A 16,803-nucleotide genomic window follows, 5' to 3' on the forward strand; every position below is an offset into this window, starting at 1 on the left:
CCCTTTGGACACGTCCGAAGATATGGTTAAGGGGCGTCTGGGCGCTCTTTCAGGCACCAAGGTGACTTTATCAATCGACGCCATGGGCGGAGATCGTGGACCGGCGGCTGTTGTCGCCGGTATTTCACGTTCTGTGTCCAAGAACGACAAGGTGGATTTTATCCTCCATGGCGATGCAGAAGAATTGATAAAGCTGGTCCGAAAGAAAAAGAACCTTGTGGATCGCGTTGAAATTCGCGACGCGCAAGGTATTGTTTCTATGGACGAAAAACCATCCCAAGCCATGCGTCGCACAGACACGTCTATGCGCTCTGCCATCGACGCTGTCAAAAACGGCGAAGCGCAAGCCTGCGTGTCATGCGGCAACACTGGCGCATTGATGGCGACCTCTATGATCCGTCTGCGCAAGATCGAAGGCGTCAATCGTCCTGCGATTGCCTGCCTGTGGCCCTCGCGCAATCCGCAAGGGTTCAACGTCATGTTGGACGTGGGTGCAGACATTCGGGCCGATGCGCGCGATCTTTTGCAATATGCCATGATGGGCGCGTCTTATGCCCGCAACGGTCTTGGCCTTGAGCGTCCGCGCATCGGGCTTTTGAACGTTGGCACAGAAGAACATAAAGGCCGCGCAGAAATCAAAGAAGCCCAAGAATTGATTGCGGCTTCGGCGCATATCGGCGAGTTCGATTACGAGGGTTTTGTTGAAGGCAGCGATATCCCTGGGGACCGCGTTGATGTGATTGTCACGGATGGATTCACGGGCAACATTGCTCTGAAAACCGGTGAAGGCACCGCCAAACTGGTCGGTGATTTTCTCAAAGAAGCGTTCAAAGCCACGCCGCTCTCACGGATCGCAGCCTTGCTCGCACTGACCTCGTTGCGTCGTCTGCAAAAACGAATCGATCCACGGCGCGTCAACGGTGGTGTTTTCTTGGGATTGCGTGGAACAGTCGTTAAATCTCATGGATCTGCCGATGCCACAGGCGTCTCAGCAGCTATTAAATTGGCTTATGAGTTGGCCGCATCCGGCTTTTCTGATCGCTTGGCGGCGCGGGTTGCATCCGCGGCAGCCGCGGCGCAAACTGAACAATAACAATAACAAATGTGAGCAAACGCTATGACCGTTCGGGCAGTTATCAAGGGTGTAGGCCATTATTTACCCGAGCGCGTCGTCCCAAATGCCGAATTCGAAGCAACGCTTGATACCACAGACGAGTGGATTCGCACGCGCTCTGGCATTGAACGCCGTCACTTTGCGGCCGAGGGCGAAACCACATCGCAAATGGGCGCACATGCCGCCCGCGCAGCACTTAAAGATGCAGGGATAGACGCCAGCGATATCGACATGGTTGTTGTTGCCACCTCAACGCCTGATCTGACCTTTCCCTCTGTCGCGACGATGATTCAAAAAGATCTGGGCATGACCAAAGGTTTTGCCTTTGACGTGCAAGCCGTATGTGCAGGCTTTATCTATGCGCTGTCCAACGCCAATGCGCAGATTGTATCAGGCCAAGCCAAACGCGTTTTGGTAATCGGCGCTGAAACGTTTAGCCGCATCATGGATTGGACCGATCGTTCAACCTGCGTGCTGTTCGGCGATGGCGCTGGCGCTTTGGTGCTTGAAGCCGCCGAGGGCACGGGCACATCTGAGGATCGCGGCATTCTATCCGTCGATCTCAATTCTGATGGCACCTACCGCGACATGCTTTATGTCGATGGCGGCGTATCCACCACTGGCACTGCGGGCAAATTGCGGATGCAAGGCAACCCATTGTTCCGCCAAGCCGTATCAAAATTGGCCTCTACCGCCGAGACAGCCATGGAAAAGGCCAATATCACATCCGCAGATATCGACTGGGTCGTTCCGCATCAGGCTAATATTCGCATCATTGAAGGCACAGCCAAAAAGCTAGGCCTGTCGATGGATAAGGTCGTTGTGACAGTGCAAGATCACGGCAACACGTCCGCCGCGTCTATTCCTTTGGCGATGTCAGTTGGCAAAGCGCGCGGACAGATCAAACAAGGTGATATTTGCGTGGCCGAAGCCATTGGTGGCGGGCTCGCATGGGGTGCTGTTGTTCTACGCTGGTGATCTGCGACGCGAGACACGGCAATTTCCCACTTGAACGAGACTGCACAAGTCATTGATATTGACGGATGCTTTGTGAACTGCCAGTGTAATTGAAAATCAACCACGGTGGAATGTTATGAGCAAAACTTTGACACGCATGGATTTAAGTGAATCTGTCTTTCGCGAAGTCGGCCTAAGTCGCAATGAATCTGCACAACTCGTGGAAAGCGTCCTGACGCATATGTCAGACGCACTTGTAAAAGGTGAAACAGTCAAAATTTCATCCTTTGGCACGTTTTCGGTGCGGTCGAAATCAGCCCGCGTTGGCCGCAACCCAAAAACTGGGGACGAGGCGCCCATTCCAGCGCGCCGCGTGATGACATTCCGTCCATCACATCTCATGAAAGACCGTGTTGCAGACGGCAACAAAAGCTAAGGCACTGTTGTTAAATGGATAAATCGCCCGACGCTTTTCGTACGATCAGCGAAGTCGCCGATTGGTTGAACACCCCCGCGCATGTTTTACGCTTTTGGGAAAGTCGCTTTTCACAGGTAAAGCCTGTGAAGCGCGCTGGTGGACGGCGGTATTATCGACCTTCTGATATGGTGCTGCTTGGCGGCATAAAAAAGCTGCTCCACGATGATGGTATGACCATTCGCGGTGTGCAAAAATTGTTGCGCGAACACGGCGTGCGTTATGTCGCGTCCATGTCTCCGCAAATTGACGGCATTGAACCCGCCGTTGCAAATAGCGAATCTATTGCACCGACCAGTCCTATTCCTGCCGCTCCAATGGCAGAAGACGTGCCAACAGGGGCATTTGACGTTCCTGCGCTGGAGCCTGAGGAAAAAATTGTTCCTTTTGCGCGACCAGAATTGTCAGACCCTACACCTTTGGAAACGCCGAGCTTTGATGAGCTTAATCTTGATGCGTTGCCCGCAGACCCGCCTGCGCAGGTGCCCTTTGATTTTAATCTCGATGCAGACCCACAAATCACACCGCCCTCAGATGAACATGTGGCAGAGCACATCGATTCTGGGCCAATGGGTGTGGACGACACGTTTGACGCGAACATTTCTTTGGCAGATGACACTGTTTTTGCGGCACAGGACATAGCGCCTCAACGCGAGAATATCTTCGAATCGGATGCTCAGGTGGATGAAGCAGAGGACGCCTCTTTTGACGCGCCTAATTTCATTGATGTAGAAAACACACGCCCTGCCCCTGATGACATCGTGCAAGCCTATGATGCGCCAGAAACAATCACAGACGAAGTCGAACACGCTGATTTGTCTGCGCTAGACACAGCACCGGTCCAAACGCAAACGCCTCACGTCATCATCCCAGATGATCCTGAAGATGACGCCTTTGGCTTAGATGTGAGCGCGGGTGTTCTTGGTCAACTCAACAAACAAGCCCTGTTGGCAGCCGATCCAAATGTTATGCAAGCAATCTTTGAACGGGCATCAGCTTTGCATGCTAAACTGGCACAAACCTCATAAGCTTTTGCTTTGAAATTCATCACTTGGCGGTCGCAAAATCACATTTCGCTCTTGCCCCCCCTGCCAAAATCCGTACAAAAGGCCTCAGTTCGGGCTATAGCGCAGTCTGGTAGCGCGTCCGTCTGGGGGACGGAAGGTCGCAGGTTCGAGTCCTGCTAGCCCGACCAATTTACCCTGCAAAATGCCCGCATGCGACTATCGCAGCGGGCATTTTTGCGTTATGGACATCGAAACAATTTTAAAGCCAAGGGCTGGGGAAAATCGATGGGTGTTTTAGCGGATCAAGCCATTCAAAACATGATTGAAAACGGGGCTATTTCAGCCACGCCAGCGATCATTCCTGAACAGATCCAACCCGCGTCTTTAGATTTGCGTTTGGGCAATCGCGCTTGGCGGGTTCGCGCATCATTTTTATCAGGTGCGGGCAACCGTATGGCTGATCGTTTGTCCGAATTTGAAATGCATCAAATCGATTTGACTGATGGGGCCGTGTTGGAAAAAGGCTGCGTCTATGTGGTGCCGCTGATGGAAAGCCTTGATTTGCCCGATGGCGTGCAAGCCGTTGCAAACGCTAAAAGTTCCACGGGTCGTCTTGATTTGCTGACACGATTGATCACCGATGAAGGTGTTGAATTTGATCGCATCGCCCCCGGCTACACTGGTCCGCTTTTTGCCGAAATTTGCCCTCGGTCGTTTTCTGTTTTGGTACGCCCTGGAATGCGGTTGAATCAAATTCGGTTCCGTGAAGGACAAGCGGTTCTCACTGATCCGGAACTTCACGATTTACACATGCGCAGCCCACTTGTGGACGGCGAGGCTGTGATTGATCAAGGCCTTGGATTTTCTGTCGATCTACGTCCCACGACGGGCGATTTGGTCGGGTATCGCGCCAAACCACACACAGGTGTGATTGACCTTGATAACATTGGGTTTTACGACCCTGCCGACTACTGGGAACCGATCCACACCAAAGATGGCCGGATCATTTTGGACCCCGGAGCATTCTACATTTTGGTCAGCCGCGAAGCCGTGCATATTCCACCAGAAATGGCCGCCGAAATGGCTCCTTATTTGGCGATGGTTGGCGAGTTTCGTGTGCATTATGCGGGCTTTTTTGACCCCGGTTTTGGTCATGCCAATGCAGGTGGCGCAGGGTCACGTGGCGTTCTAGAAGTGCGCTGCCACGAAGCGCCATTTGTGCTGGAACACGGTCAAATCGTGGGCCGATTGGTTTATGAACGGATGAACACAATCCCGCAACGGCTGTATGGTGCCGATCTTGCGTCAAACTATCAAGGCCAAGGGCTTAAACTGTCAAAGCATTTTAAATCGCCTACGGCATCTGACAGCCAACAGTAAAGCACTTTGAAAGTGCCCATGATCCCTACCATTCTTTAATGAATGGCGCGATTGGACGCGAATTTTACAACCAAGTCCTCTTTGGGGCGCGATGGTTGGTCGCCAAAAAGCATTACCTGATTGCGGCCTTGCGACTTGGCCGAATAAAGCGCGGTATCCGCATTTTGAATGGCGGATTCCAACGTTTTTTCAGCATTCTCATTCGTCACTGTGACACCCATCGACAAAGTGACAGGTTCGCTCTGGCCCGCATTGGACCACGACACCGACGTTGCGACGGCGACGCGCAAAATCTGTGCCATTTCCATCGTCTTTTCTACTGTAATATTCGGTAAAAGAACCAAAAATTCTTCACCACCCCAGCGGGCCACGACATCCACACCGCGCACTCGCTCACGCAAAACACGTGAAATATCGCGCAGCACCCTATCACCTTGCTCATGCCCGCTGATGTCATTGATACGTTTGAACATATCAACATCGGCCAAAATGACGCCAACATGATCATCCTTTTCCACACGTTGGTCGGCTCGTTTTACGGCATTGAACCACGGCAAATCACGCACGGCACGTCGGTTCCAAAGGCCGGTCAAAGGGTCAAAATTGGCACGGCGTTCAAGTTCGCGTTCAAATGCGCGACGTTCACGGTCGATGCGTTCAAATCGTGCGCCAGCCACCAGCATTGTTCCTAAGAACAACCAGATAACCCAACCCACGACAGCCTCTGATGTCGCTCCTGAGCCAGAGTGGTTTAGGAAAACACCGATCACCCAAGCGCCAATCACCACGCAGACCAACTGAAGCCGCGCCATACGCGCCCAAGATGACGTGGTCAAAAGGGGTAAAAGCAACGGCGAGCGCACGAAATTGAGAACTTCTGCTCCTCCCAAAGCGATCAAAACGATTGTCGTAGCGGGCGACATAACGCCGTATAGCCCGTGATGGCCGTATGTATATCCGATTGCTGAAATACTAGGAAAAGCCAAACCAGCTAATAACAGCACGAATGCAAACGTTGGACTGCGATGGCGCAAGACGGCACCAATACTTATAAACACCACACTCATAGCGGTGTTGGCCCCCATAGCGGTCTCAGACGGCATCACAGCCTTCATCTTTTGTTCCAGAAAAAGCGAAAATGGGATGTCTGGCCATGCTAATATTTCGATCCACCGCAAACCCGCAAGCAAGATACACAGGCCAAAGATCGACAGGCGTAATAGTTTAGGTTTGGCAAAGGCTGTGCAGGCCAACAGCAGCAAACAGGTTAAAGTCAGCCCATGTGGAAACAACACAACGGTGCTTGTGGGCAGAAAATTTTGAGCAAAAAGAATTGAGATAACAACAGAAATGGCACTTGTAATACCAATGTATGTTAGCATTTTTTGACACTGAAGTGCTGCAAGAGCAGGACCAAATCCCACTGTGCCTGCATGATCTGGAGCACAATAGCGCTTCAGTTTACCACTCATCCTTTGCCACTTAGCAAAAACAGCATACCACACCCACCCAAAGTCACACTAAATTTATAGGTTAATAAGACGAGGAATGGCGTCTAAACGTTAACAAAAAGTAAACACCATCACTTCAGTCGATATCTTTTAGACAGAACGCGCGTGAAAGCGCCGTCATCACGCACTGAGATAACCAAAATTCACTTACAAACGTCGTCCCAAACGCGCAGCTTGTCTGGCACGTTTGGCAACATCTTTGGCTGCGGCCGCAGACTGAGGATCAACGGACGCACCACCAGCCTTTTGGTCATAAGAGTTTGAATTACCTTTATTTTTTGACATGGCATTGATCCCTGCCCCGATCCCTTTGTTCAAAAGACGGCGCATAACCATTCGGATCACCATGTTCAACATACGTTCAATATTCATATCAATTCCGTTCCCAGCCCATGTCATCACTCATGTTACACACAAGTGCATCTTGAAAAGGTCGCTTTCACTCATCGTGCATCGCCTCTACGGCCAACATAGGGCGATCTTGAACCGTTCTATGCCAAAGCGTTAACTTTCATCTTCGAACAAATCATCCTGTTCGTCAGTCTCTTCCTCAGTCAACCCACCTATTTCGGGCATAGGCCGACTTTCCAAAAGTCCCGCAGCACGCAGTTCTTTAAGCCCCGGCAAATCGCGCGCACTTTCCAAACCGAAGTGGTCAAGAAAATTAGGGGTCACAATATACGTCACAGGTCGCCCGGGCGTCATACGTCTACGCCCGAACCTGATCCATTCCATTTCGATCAGCTGATCAATGGTACCACGCGACACAGACACACCGCGAATTTCTTCGATTTCAGCGCGTGTGCAGGGCTGATGATACGCGATAATGGCCAAAGTTTCCACCGCAGCGCGCGACAGTTTTCGCGTCTCGACGGTTTCCTTTTGCATCAAAAAACCTAGATCTGGCGCAGTACGAATGGCCCAAGCGTCACCCACACGGGTCACGCGCACTCCGCGTCCTTCATAGCGCCGCTGAAGCTGTTCAACGGCTGCCTTAGGATCGCAACCATGAGGCATGCGCGCAGTCAAATCTGCAATACTGACAGGGTCTGCAGATCCAAAAAGTACGGCTTCAACCATGCGTTCTTGTTCGGCCAAAGGTGGCGCTTCAAACAGACTTTCGCGGGGTTGGATTTCATCGACAGAAGTGTCTAAGTCACTCATTCTATTGGCTCATCTGTTGTTCACGCTTCGAATTTGGATGGGCGCGAAAGTGCCCCCCTGTCTCAACTCAATCTTACCCGCTTTGGCCAATTCCAACGATGCAGCAAATGTGGCAGCCGTGGCAGAGCGACGTTTTTTGGGATCAAGTTCCCAGCCTTCGGGTAGATAGGACGACAAGTCGGTCCAATCCCCCGCAAAGGTAATCAGCCCCCGCATACGTTCAAGTGCTTGTTCCATCGACAAAATAGATTTGCGATCCAAGACAAAAGGGCGAAATTCATCTTTGGTCCGAATGCGCGCATAGCCTTGCATCAAATCCAAAAGCGACGCCGTATAGGTAACATTGCGCACCCGCTCCATCGTTTCAGGCACGCCGCGCACAAAGAAATTACGCCCTTTTTGATCGCGTCCCATCAATTGGGCGGCAGCATCGCGCATCGCGGCCAAGCGTTCCAATTGAAACGCCAAATGTGCAGCAAGGTCCGCTCCAGAGGGACCTTCGTCAGTGGGATCAGGTGGCAACAGCAAACGCGATTTCAAAAACGCCAACCAAGCGGCCATCACCAAATAATCAGCGGCCAATTCAATACGCAACTCTTTGGCCTTTTCCACAAAGGCCAAATATTGATAGCTGAGTTGCAAAATAGAGATGGTGCGCAAATCGACCTTTTGAGTGCGCGACAAGGTCAATAGCAAATCCAGCGGCCCCTCGAACCCGTCCACATCAACGATCAAGGCTTCGGCCGCAAGCCGTTCCTCAACGCTGATCACGCCCGTCAGTTCAAATTGCTCGTCATCTTGCGTCATGATGGATCGCACAACTCCTGTGATAGGATAGACATGTGTTATAAAGACTGAAACTCAGCCTCTAAGGCTGCAATGTCAATGCTGAGCGGCTTTGGTCGGCTGTCTGCCGCCAAATCGGCACGGGTTTGTGCCGCGTGACACATAACCCCCAGCTCGGCGATGCTTTGCATTTCAGCCAGATCCCCATTGCAATGCAAGACCACATCACAGCCCGCCGCAAGCGCCAAGGCACCCCGCGTCTGCACAGTTCCGCTAAGCGCTTGCATGGAAACATCATCTGTCATCAACAGCCCGTCGAAACCGATGTCTTCGCGGATCACTTTGATACAGGCCGGGCTTTGTGTGGCGGGCAGATCGGGATCAATCGCTTCCATTACAATATGCGCCGACATGGCCATAGGTAGGTCATTCAGCGCCTGAAAGGGTGCGAAATCATTGGCCAATTCAGCGCGCGAGACGGTCACACGTGGCAAGTTTTTATGACTGTCTGCGGTGCCGCGCCCATGTCCGGGCATATGTTTCATCACGCTGGCCACACCACCTGCGGCCATGCCGTCAACCATCGCACGCCCCATAGCTGCCACTGTTTTCGCGTCAGAGCCATAGCAACGATTGCGTAAAAAGGGGTGGGTCAACGCGCCAGCGATATCCAGCGTCGGGGCGCAATTCACGTCTATTCCAACGCCGGTCAGATCATCTGCGATCAACCGCCCCCGCAGCCACATGGAGCGCGCAGGATCGTCGCATCTGGCAATATCATCCAGCGGCGGTAAAAATTCACGCCATGCCGGCGCGCGCAAACGCTGCACCCGTCCGCCTTCTTGATCAATCAAAATCGGAGCCCGCCAGCCGACACTGTCGCGCAACTCTTGCGTCAACCGCGAAAGCTGGTCAGGCGTGTCCACATTTCGTGCGAACAGGATAAAGCCCCAAGGGTTTGCATCGCGAAAGAATGCCTTTTCCTGCGCGCTCAGACTTAGCCCTGCGCACCCCAAAATATATGCACCGTGGTTCATATCCGAGACATTAGCGTTGACGTGCAGGCACGCAAGCCGCGTTGCGGGCAGTCAAAGCGGCACAAAACCGATTGCTGTCGGCAGCATCTGCAAAGCCAAGCGCGCGCAAGCGGTAAAATGTTTTTCCACCAGATTCCGCAGTTTCAATCACACGTGTTTTGCCAGCCATCAAGGCATCAAACTTTGATGCCAAGCGGTCCCATTCGGCGCGGGCAATATCTTCGTTTTGAAACGCGCCAAATTGCACCAAACGCGCCCCAACAGGCACTTCAGACGCAGGCATTTCGCCCTCAGAACCCAAAGCTGCAAGGATATCCCCCGCCACACCATCAAGGCTGGCATCATTCGTGATCGAATTTTCTACATTGACCGCCAAAGACGCCAATCTCACAGGACGCGCACGTGGCACGGGCGAGCTGTTTGATAGGTCATCGTCCAACGCATCGATAACCAAAACAGATGCATCGGCAGCCACAGATTCAACATCCGTCAACTCAAGCGGTTTTGGGGTCTCAACCTCAACAGCCTCAATCGCGACAGGCTGTGGTTCTGCGGGTTGCGTATAGGCATTGTTGGGTTGATACGACGAGACAATGGTCACCGCGTCGCCCATCGGACGGTCTTCATCCGTCAACGCCATGGGGCGCGGCGCAAGCGTCAAACGATCCGCCGGAGCACTGGCGGAACCATCCGCCGTGACAGAATTCACCGCAAGACCTTGGTGCATTGCCAACTGTCCACCCGGATCTTCGGGCACCAGACGCGCATTGGCAGACATGTCACGAATGACAGGCACGCCAGACACATCGCGCACCATCAAGTTATATCCCCAAACGCCTAGCCCAACGATCAAGGCCAAAGATACGATCGCCCCGCCCCATTGCGCAGCGCCAAGTTTAGGGCGCATGGCTGTTCCATCGTCCAAATAACCTTGGCCCGATGCGTCATACATATAAGCAGGCGCGTCTTCATTGGACTGTGCCATTTGAGCCGCATCATGGCCATAATCTTGGCTGTGCTGGGGAAAGGCTCTCAGCTGAGGTTGGGCCACATTTGGCTGCCTAAACTGGAAATTTTGGTCCGAATTCGGAGCCTGTGAATACGCATCCGCGTGCGGGGCATAGCCCTGCTGCGTGCGCTCAGAAAAATTCTGCGCCATGTTTTGCCTCTACCGCTTCCCGTTTTAAATCAACGGGTTATCGTCTGCTCTTGGGATTATTTAGAGCCTTATCAGCCCTAAGAAAATCCCCACTTCCGGCACAGGTGCTTGTTTTTAACGCATCTCTTGCGCCGGAGTTACGCCCAGAATACCCAATCCTGCCGAAATAACAACGGCAACGGCACGTGGCAGGGCAATTTTAGCCGATGATGCAGCCAAATCATCTTGCAAGAACCGCAACTCAGGCTTGTCATTGCCCTTGTTCCACAAAGCGTGGAAATCAGACGCCAGTTCATAGAGGTAAAATGCGATGCGATGTGGCTCATGCGATTTGGCCGCAATTTCCACCTGACGCGGCCAATCGGCCAACTTGCGGGCCAGCGTGATTTCCGCCGGATCATCGAATTTCGGTGTGTTTGTCAAATCAACACCCGCATCCGCAGCTTTGCGCAGGACCGATTGCACCCGCGCATGTGCGTATTGCACGTAAAACACAGGGTTGTCTTTGGATTGTTCCAACACCTTGTCGAAATCGAAATCCAACGAGGCATCATTTTTACGGGTGAGCATCACAAAACGGGTCACATCCGCGCCCACTTGTTCCACCACATCACGCAAGGTTACGAATGTCCCTGCCCGTTTGGACATTTTGAACTCTTTACCGTCTTTGAACAGCTTCACAAGCTGCACAAGCTTGATATCGCAGGCCACTTTGCCATCGGACAAGGCAGACACCGCCGCTTTCATCCGTTTAACATAGCCTCCGTGATCGGCGCCAAAGATATCGATGATCTCGTCAAAGCCGCGCTGCACTTTGTCGTAGTGATAGGCGATATCAGGGGCAAAATAAGTCCACGCGCCATCGGATTTTTGAATAGCACGATCCACGTCATCGCCGTGCTCGGTGGATTTAAACAGCGTTTGTTCGCGGGGCTCCCAATCCTCTGGCATCTGGCCTTTTGGTGGCTCAAGCGTGCCACGATAGATTAGACCTTTGTCTTTCAATTCGGCAATGGCACTCTCGATGAGGCCTGTGTCATACAAAGCCTTTTCGGAAAAGAAATTATCCATTTCAACGCCAAGCATTTTCAGATCGTCACGGATCATGTCCATCATCGCATCGGTTGAAAACACACGGAAATCTGCCAACCATTCAGATTCAGGTTTGCCGATCAAACTGTCGCCGTATTTTTCTTTCAGCGCTTCACCAACGGGCACCAAATAATCGCCGGGGTATAGCCCCTCTGCAATCTCGGGGCTCAGGCCGTTGGCCTCGCGGTAGCGTTCAAACACAGAGCGCGCGAGCGTATCCACCTGCCCGCCACCATCGTTAATGTAGTATTCACGCGTCACGTCATAGCCCGCATAATCAAGCAAGCTGGCCAGAGCATCGCCAAACACAGCGCCACGGGTGTGCCCCACGTGCATTGGCCCTGTTGGGTTGGCAGACACATATTCAACATTGACCTTTTTGCCCGCGCCTAAAGTGGACTGTCCAAAGGTATCTTGGTCCAAAATTGTCTCAACAAGACCGGTCCAAACACTTGCATTCAAACGCAGGTTGATAAAACCGGGACCCGCCACATCGACGCTGTCAATCCATGGATCTGCCGCGAGTTTATCAGCCAAAGCCTGTGCAATCGCCCTTGGATTTGATTTTGCAGGTTTGGCCAAAACCATTGCCGCATTCGTCGCCATATCGCCGTGCAGCGCATCACGCGGGGGCTCAACCGCGACATTGGCAAAGGACAAGCCTTCGGGCAAAGCGCCCTCAGCAACCATTGCGTCAAGGCTGGTAATTACGAGGCTACGGATATCGGCGAAAAGGTTCATTGTATGTGTCTCTTTTGGTGAGTTGGCTTGGGTTTATCATTCCGAGCGCTCAGGTCAACGGGCCATAGGCCACCAGACACGGTGCAACAGTGCAAAACACACTGCCAAACCGTTAAAATGGTGGCCATGAAGCCGTTTAAGATTGCAAGAGCGCCCCTAGGCCGCGTCGGTACCTGATGACGCAGGCTCTGGTGGCGCAAGACTGACCAAGCGCACCCGCCCTGACAAACGCCCAAAGGCAGCGGCCTGTTTGGCCTCGCTAAAGCGCCGTTTTAGGTCAAGGCGCGCAGTCTCGCGCATTTCTTCTGGCAAGTCGTCGATTTTTGCCAGTGTGCGCTTTGGAAACAGATGCTCGGCATCTTCGGGCAAAAGCCGTTTAAAGGTGCCGTCTTCGGTCAAACGCCCTAGCAAAATTGCATTGGGATGTCGGGTTTTCCACGTCTCAAAGGTGAACTCTTCGGTCAATCGCGTGACACGGATCTTCCAATCTTGGGTCATTTTATCTTCTAGTTCGCGAAACGTATATCCGCCGCCAAAAGGCCGTCCGCCAAGTTGGGTTGGCAGCGCATGACGCGATTTTTGGCCTTTGACACGCGCAATTTGCCACGTTTGTTCACGACCGAATTCGGCCCCCAAGTCGGTTGAAACCAACGTGTTATAGGCATCGTTTTCGCTGGTGGTGATAAAGGTTTGATACGACAAAACTTCAACAGAATGTTCCGCCGCCTCAGACAAGACATCGCCATAAAAAATAGGCACGGAATGCGCACGCGGGCGGACCAAGCGCGCATGGTTTGTGTCGGCGACGATCACAGGCACTTTTTCTTTTTGCAACGCAGCTGCCAAAGCGGTGGAAAACCGCGATCCGCCAATAAACATAACTCCTGGCGTGCCTGTGGCAGCCAGTTTCAAAAAACGCGCGAAAGGCGCCAAAGTGAACCCGTGCAGCACCACAGTGACCACCACTAAAACAAAGGCGAGCGGGCCGATGATGGCACCATCTTCTACCCCAGCGGCAGCCAGACGTTCCCCAAACAGACCAGCAACAGCCACCAAAACCACACCACGAGGTCCGGTAAAAGCAATTAAAATCCGTTCGTTACGCGGCAGTTTTGTACCAATAAGTGAAATTAAAACCGTCAAAGGTCGCGCGACTAAAATGATCAAGCCAACAAACAATGCAGCGCGCCACGTCAGCTTACCAAGCGAGGCAAAATCAAGCGAGGCGGCCAGCAAAATGAACACGCCAGAAACCAAAAGGATCGTCGCGTGTTCTTTGAAGCGGCGCAGTTCCACAAAAGACGGCAGATCGGCGTTGGCGATGACAAGCCCCATGACAGTCACGGCCAAAAGCCCGCTTTCATGCAACATCATATCGGGCACGGCAAAACAGACCAAAAGCGTGGCAAACAGCACAGGCACTTTCATATATTCAGGCACTTGCCCACGCCGGAATACCCGCGCAATACCAAGGCCCGCGATCAACCCAACAGCCAGAGCGACAACAAAGCCTATAATCAATTGACCAAGGGCCGCATTCAGGCTTTCTGCTTCGCGTGAGACCAGTACAAATTCAAACGCCAAAACAGCGGCCAATGCACCGATTGGATCGTTCACAATGGCTTCCCATTGCAACAGGTTCGCGGGACGTTTATCGAGTTTGGCTTGGCGCAAAAGCGGTGCGATTACAGTAGGCCCTGTGACCACCATAATGCCACCAAACACGGCTGAGGCTTCCCAGCCAAGACCAGCCCCGTAATACAGCGCAGCGGTGGACAAAGCCCAGCCCAAAGGCGCGCCAATGCAAACCAACCGTTTGACGCCTTGGCGCGCATCACCAAGTTTGTGCAGATCAAGCGTCAGCCCACCTTCGAATAAAATCACTGCCACGGCGAGTGATATAAGGGGCTGTAAAATAGGACCAATATCGCGGTTTGGATCAAACACACCGCCAATGGGGCCGACCAGCAACCCTGCGGCAAGCATCATCACGATAGCGGGCAATTTCAGCCGCCATGCCAACCATTGCGATCCCACGCCAAGCGCGCCGACCAAGGCAAAAGCTTCGACTGTGCTCATACCGGCAATTACTTCACTTGCCATAAGGCGTCTCTCCAAACGATGGTGGGCTGAGGCGTACCTCAGGCTTACTTATTAAACAGGCGTTCATATTCTTGAATGGCAAAGCGATCTGTCATGCCTGCCACATAATCCAGCACAATACGCGCCAAATCTGTATCAGATTGCGCAAGGTCAATCTCTTGTCGCCATTCTTTTGGCAACAGCTCTGGTTGCTGCATGAACAGCGGGAACAACGCATTGACCATGCCTGTGACACGCTTGCGTTCAATCACCACAGAGGGGGCGCGGTACATGCGTTTAAACAAAAACCGCTTTATCGCTTTCAGGTTTTGAAAAAACGGCTTGGAAAAGCGAATTATAGTCCGGTCCATATCGCGAATATCTTGGGCTGTTTCCGGCATGGCGCTGCTCAAACGATTGTTGGCAATGGCAATGACATCTTCGACCATATAGCCAAAGATACGCCGCAAGGCTTCGTGATCACGACGGTTTGGATCAAGATCAGGATACAGCCGATCCACCTCTTCATAGGCAGGGCCCGTCAAAGGCAGCTCCATCAAATCATCAGCTGTAAACAGCCCTGCGCGCAGCCCATCGTGCAGATCGTGGTGATTGTACGCCACATCATCGGCAATGGCCGCAACTTGGGCTTCGGCTGAGGCAAAGGTGTGCAGTTCCAAATCGAACTGATCGTTCACCTCTTGCAAGACATAGGGCAGCGGCGCGTCCGCTGGGTGTTTTTTAGGATCCGCATAAGGGCCAATAATAGGTCCGTTGTGTTTGGCAATGCCTTCTAAACTTTCCCACGTCAGGTTCAGCCCATCAAAATCTGCATAGTGTTTTTCAAGCTTGGTCACGATCCGCAGCGCCTGAGCGTTGTGATCAAAGCCGCCATAAGGCGCCATCAGCTCAACCAAAGCGTCTTCGCCCGTGTGACCAAAGGGCGAATGCCCCAGATCATGCGCCAATGCGATGGCTTCGGCCAAACCCTCATTGAGCCCCAAAGCACCCGCAATCGTGCGCGCCACTTGCGCCACCTCAATAGAATGGGTCAGACGGGTGCGGTAATAATCGCCCTCGTGTTCGACAAAAACTTGCGTTTTATGTTTCAGGCGACGAAAAGCCGAGGAATGGATAATACGGTCTCGATCCCGCTGAAAAGGCGAGCGAAAAGTAGAGAGCGTCTCGGTATAAAGCCGCCCACGGGTTTCCATAGGTTGGCTTGCATAAGGTTTGAGCATGAACTGTCCTTGTCGTGCATCGTTGCCATCCTTATATTGACAAAGTAACACCGCGACAAACACCTAGACCCTGATATCATGGGTTTCATCAAAAAAGTCGCCCTTATGAGAGCATTGTACGAACCATGACACTCACATTGCCCCCCCAAGTCACCCCGCGCGCGTTTGCACGGCTGACCGAAATCAACGCAGAACTTGGCGACACCAAAGCGTTGCGTGTGGCGGTGGATGGTGGGGGCTGTTCAGGGTTTCAATATGACATCACGCTCGATGATCCCGCAGATGATGATGTGATACTCAAAAGCGAAGGGGCCATTGTGGTCATTGATCCTGTGTCCCTGCCCTTTTTGGAAAACGCGGTGATTGATTTCACCGAGGAACTGATCGGCGCACGTTTTGTGATTGAAAACCCAAATGCCACGTCATCTTGTGGATGCGGCACGTCGTTTTCGATGTAACACACTTCAATCTTTAAAATCGACCGACAGGTTAACCACAACGACAGGGCCGCATACGCGGCCCTTTTTGCATGCGCATACCCCTAAACTTTCAAACAGCTTAAAACAGAGCCCTGTGTAGTCCTGCGCACAAATCATCTATGCCTATAGGCCAATTCGTTGCGAAAGCCATTCAGCGCGCGCAAAGCGGCGCACAGGGCCATCCTCTAAATCACATTAGATCTCTGCCCAAATGCATTTCCGTCTGCGCCAAAACGCACCAATACTGTGCATTCAAACACTCACGAAATAGTCAATTTTCACGCCGTTTCTTGTGATCAATCAAGGCCTTACAATTCTCACAAACAAGTCTATTTCAAATGGCAAGGCAGCAATGAAGCCCTCGGGATACGCTGCCACATACAAATTCAAATTCGTCTTGAAAGGACACACCATGTTTAATTCTTCAGTAAAAACTCTCGTAGCCGCAGCCGTTCTTGTTGGTGCAGGTTCCGCCGCTTTCGCATCTGACGCGATCTTTGTTGGTGAGCCACAAAACCTCAAATCTTTCGTTGAACTTGACCTTGTGCGCGCCACAACAGACGGCACCGTTGACGTGT

General features: G+C 52.4%; 15 protein-coding genes and 1 tRNA gene. 7 read left to right on the forward strand and 9 right to left on the reverse strand.

The genetic code is table 11. The features are described from left to right. Window positions 1-22 precede the first annotated feature (22 nt). The 6 genes from plsX to BM025_RS17255 all read left to right on the forward strand — a co-directional run bounded on the left by plsX (window position 23) and on the right by BM025_RS17255 (window position 4,933). Window positions 23-1,093 (forward strand): phosphate acyltransferase PlsX, encoded by a 1,071-nt coding sequence (gene plsX / locus BM025_RS17230; protein WP_085847970.1) that lies wholly within the window; start codon window positions 23-25, stop codon window positions 1,091-1,093. Window positions 1,094-1,117: 24 nt separating this feature from the next. After that, entirely contained in the window at window positions 1,118-2,092 is a 975-nt protein-coding gene (locus BM025_RS17235; RefSeq protein ID WP_085847630.1) for a beta-ketoacyl-ACP synthase III, read from the forward strand. Between the two features lie 115 nt (window positions 2,093-2,207). Then, window positions 2,208-2,507 (forward strand): integration host factor subunit alpha, encoded by a 300-nt coding sequence (ihfA, locus tag BM025_RS17240; RefSeq protein ID WP_085847631.1) that lies wholly within the window; start codon window positions 2,208-2,210, stop codon window positions 2,505-2,507. A gap of 14 nt (window positions 2,508-2,521) precedes the next feature. After that, complete coding sequence (locus BM025_RS19560) at window positions 2,522-3,574, forward strand: MerR family transcriptional regulator (protein WP_244515893.1); 1,053 nt, start codon at window positions 2,522-2,524, stop codon at window positions 3,572-3,574. 90 nt (window positions 3,575-3,664) lie between these two features. Then, window positions 3,665-3,741: transfer RNA gene (locus BM025_RS17250), tRNA-Pro, on the forward strand. 97 nt (window positions 3,742-3,838) lie between these two features. After that, window positions 3,839-4,933: a 2'-deoxycytidine 5'-triphosphate deaminase gene (locus BM025_RS17255; RefSeq protein WP_085847632.1), complete on the forward strand. Its 1,095-nt coding sequence runs from the start codon at window positions 3,839-3,841 to the stop codon at window positions 4,931-4,933. Window positions 4,934-4,968: 35 nt separating this feature from the next. On the opposite strand, the gene BM025_RS17260 is transcribed toward BM025_RS17255, so the two are convergent. The 9 genes from BM025_RS17260 to BM025_RS17300 form a co-directional block, all read right to left on the reverse strand. Then, entirely contained in the window at window positions 4,969-6,405 is a 1,437-nt protein-coding gene (locus tag BM025_RS17260) for a GGDEF domain-containing protein (RefSeq protein ID WP_085847633.1), read from the reverse strand. A 186-nt stretch (window positions 6,406-6,591) separates the two neighbouring features. Continuing rightward, entirely contained in the window at window positions 6,592-6,816 is a 225-nt protein-coding gene (locus BM025_RS17265; protein WP_085847634.1) for a hypothetical protein, read from the reverse strand. A 132-nt stretch (window positions 6,817-6,948) separates the two neighbouring features. Beyond that, window positions 6,949-7,608, reverse strand: a complete 660-nt coding sequence (gene scpB / locus BM025_RS17270; protein WP_085847635.1) for an SMC-Scp complex subunit ScpB — start codon at window positions 7,606-7,608, stop codon at window positions 6,949-6,951. Window positions 7,609-7,617: 9 nt separating this feature from the next. Further along, a complete protein-coding gene (locus BM025_RS17275) occupies window positions 7,618-8,415 on the reverse strand; it encodes a segregation and condensation protein A (RefSeq protein WP_085847636.1) in 798 nt (265 codons plus the stop codon). Window positions 8,416-8,453: 38 nt separating this feature from the next. Continuing rightward, entirely contained in the window at window positions 8,454-9,431 is a 978-nt protein-coding gene (nagZ, locus tag BM025_RS17280; RefSeq protein ID WP_085847637.1) for a beta-N-acetylhexosaminidase, read from the reverse strand. Window positions 9,432-9,441: 10 nt separating this feature from the next. Then, window positions 9,442-10,590 (reverse strand): SPOR domain-containing protein, encoded by a 1,149-nt coding sequence (locus BM025_RS17285; protein ID WP_085847638.1) that lies wholly within the window; start codon window positions 10,588-10,590, stop codon window positions 9,442-9,444. Window positions 10,591-10,704: 114 nt separating this feature from the next. Continuing rightward, complete coding sequence (argS, locus tag BM025_RS17290; RefSeq protein ID WP_085847639.1) at window positions 10,705-12,423, reverse strand: arginine--tRNA ligase; 1,719 nt, start codon at window positions 12,421-12,423, stop codon at window positions 10,705-10,707. A gap of 156 nt (window positions 12,424-12,579) precedes the next feature. Next, window positions 12,580-14,526: a cation:proton antiporter gene (locus BM025_RS17295; protein WP_085847640.1), complete on the reverse strand. Its 1,947-nt coding sequence runs from the start codon at window positions 14,524-14,526 to the stop codon at window positions 12,580-12,582. Between the two features lie 44 nt (window positions 14,527-14,570). Continuing rightward, window positions 14,571-15,746 carry a deoxyguanosinetriphosphate triphosphohydrolase gene (locus BM025_RS17300; RefSeq protein WP_085847641.1) on the reverse strand — a complete coding sequence of 392 codons (1,176 nt, stop codon included), beginning with the start codon at window positions 15,744-15,746 and terminating at the stop codon, window positions 14,571-14,573. Between the two features lie 125 nt (window positions 15,747-15,871). On the opposite strand from BM025_RS17300, the gene BM025_RS17305 reads away from it, so the two are divergent. Next, complete coding sequence (locus BM025_RS17305) at window positions 15,872-16,204, forward strand: HesB/IscA family protein (RefSeq protein WP_085847642.1); 333 nt, start codon at window positions 15,872-15,874, stop codon at window positions 16,202-16,204. Window positions 16,205-16,803: the final 599 nt, after the last annotated feature.

The organism is Pacificibacter marinus, from assembly GCF_900109555.1.
GTDB classification, from domain to species: Bacteria; Pseudomonadota; Alphaproteobacteria; order Rhodobacterales; family Rhodobacteraceae; genus Celeribacter; species Celeribacter marinus_C.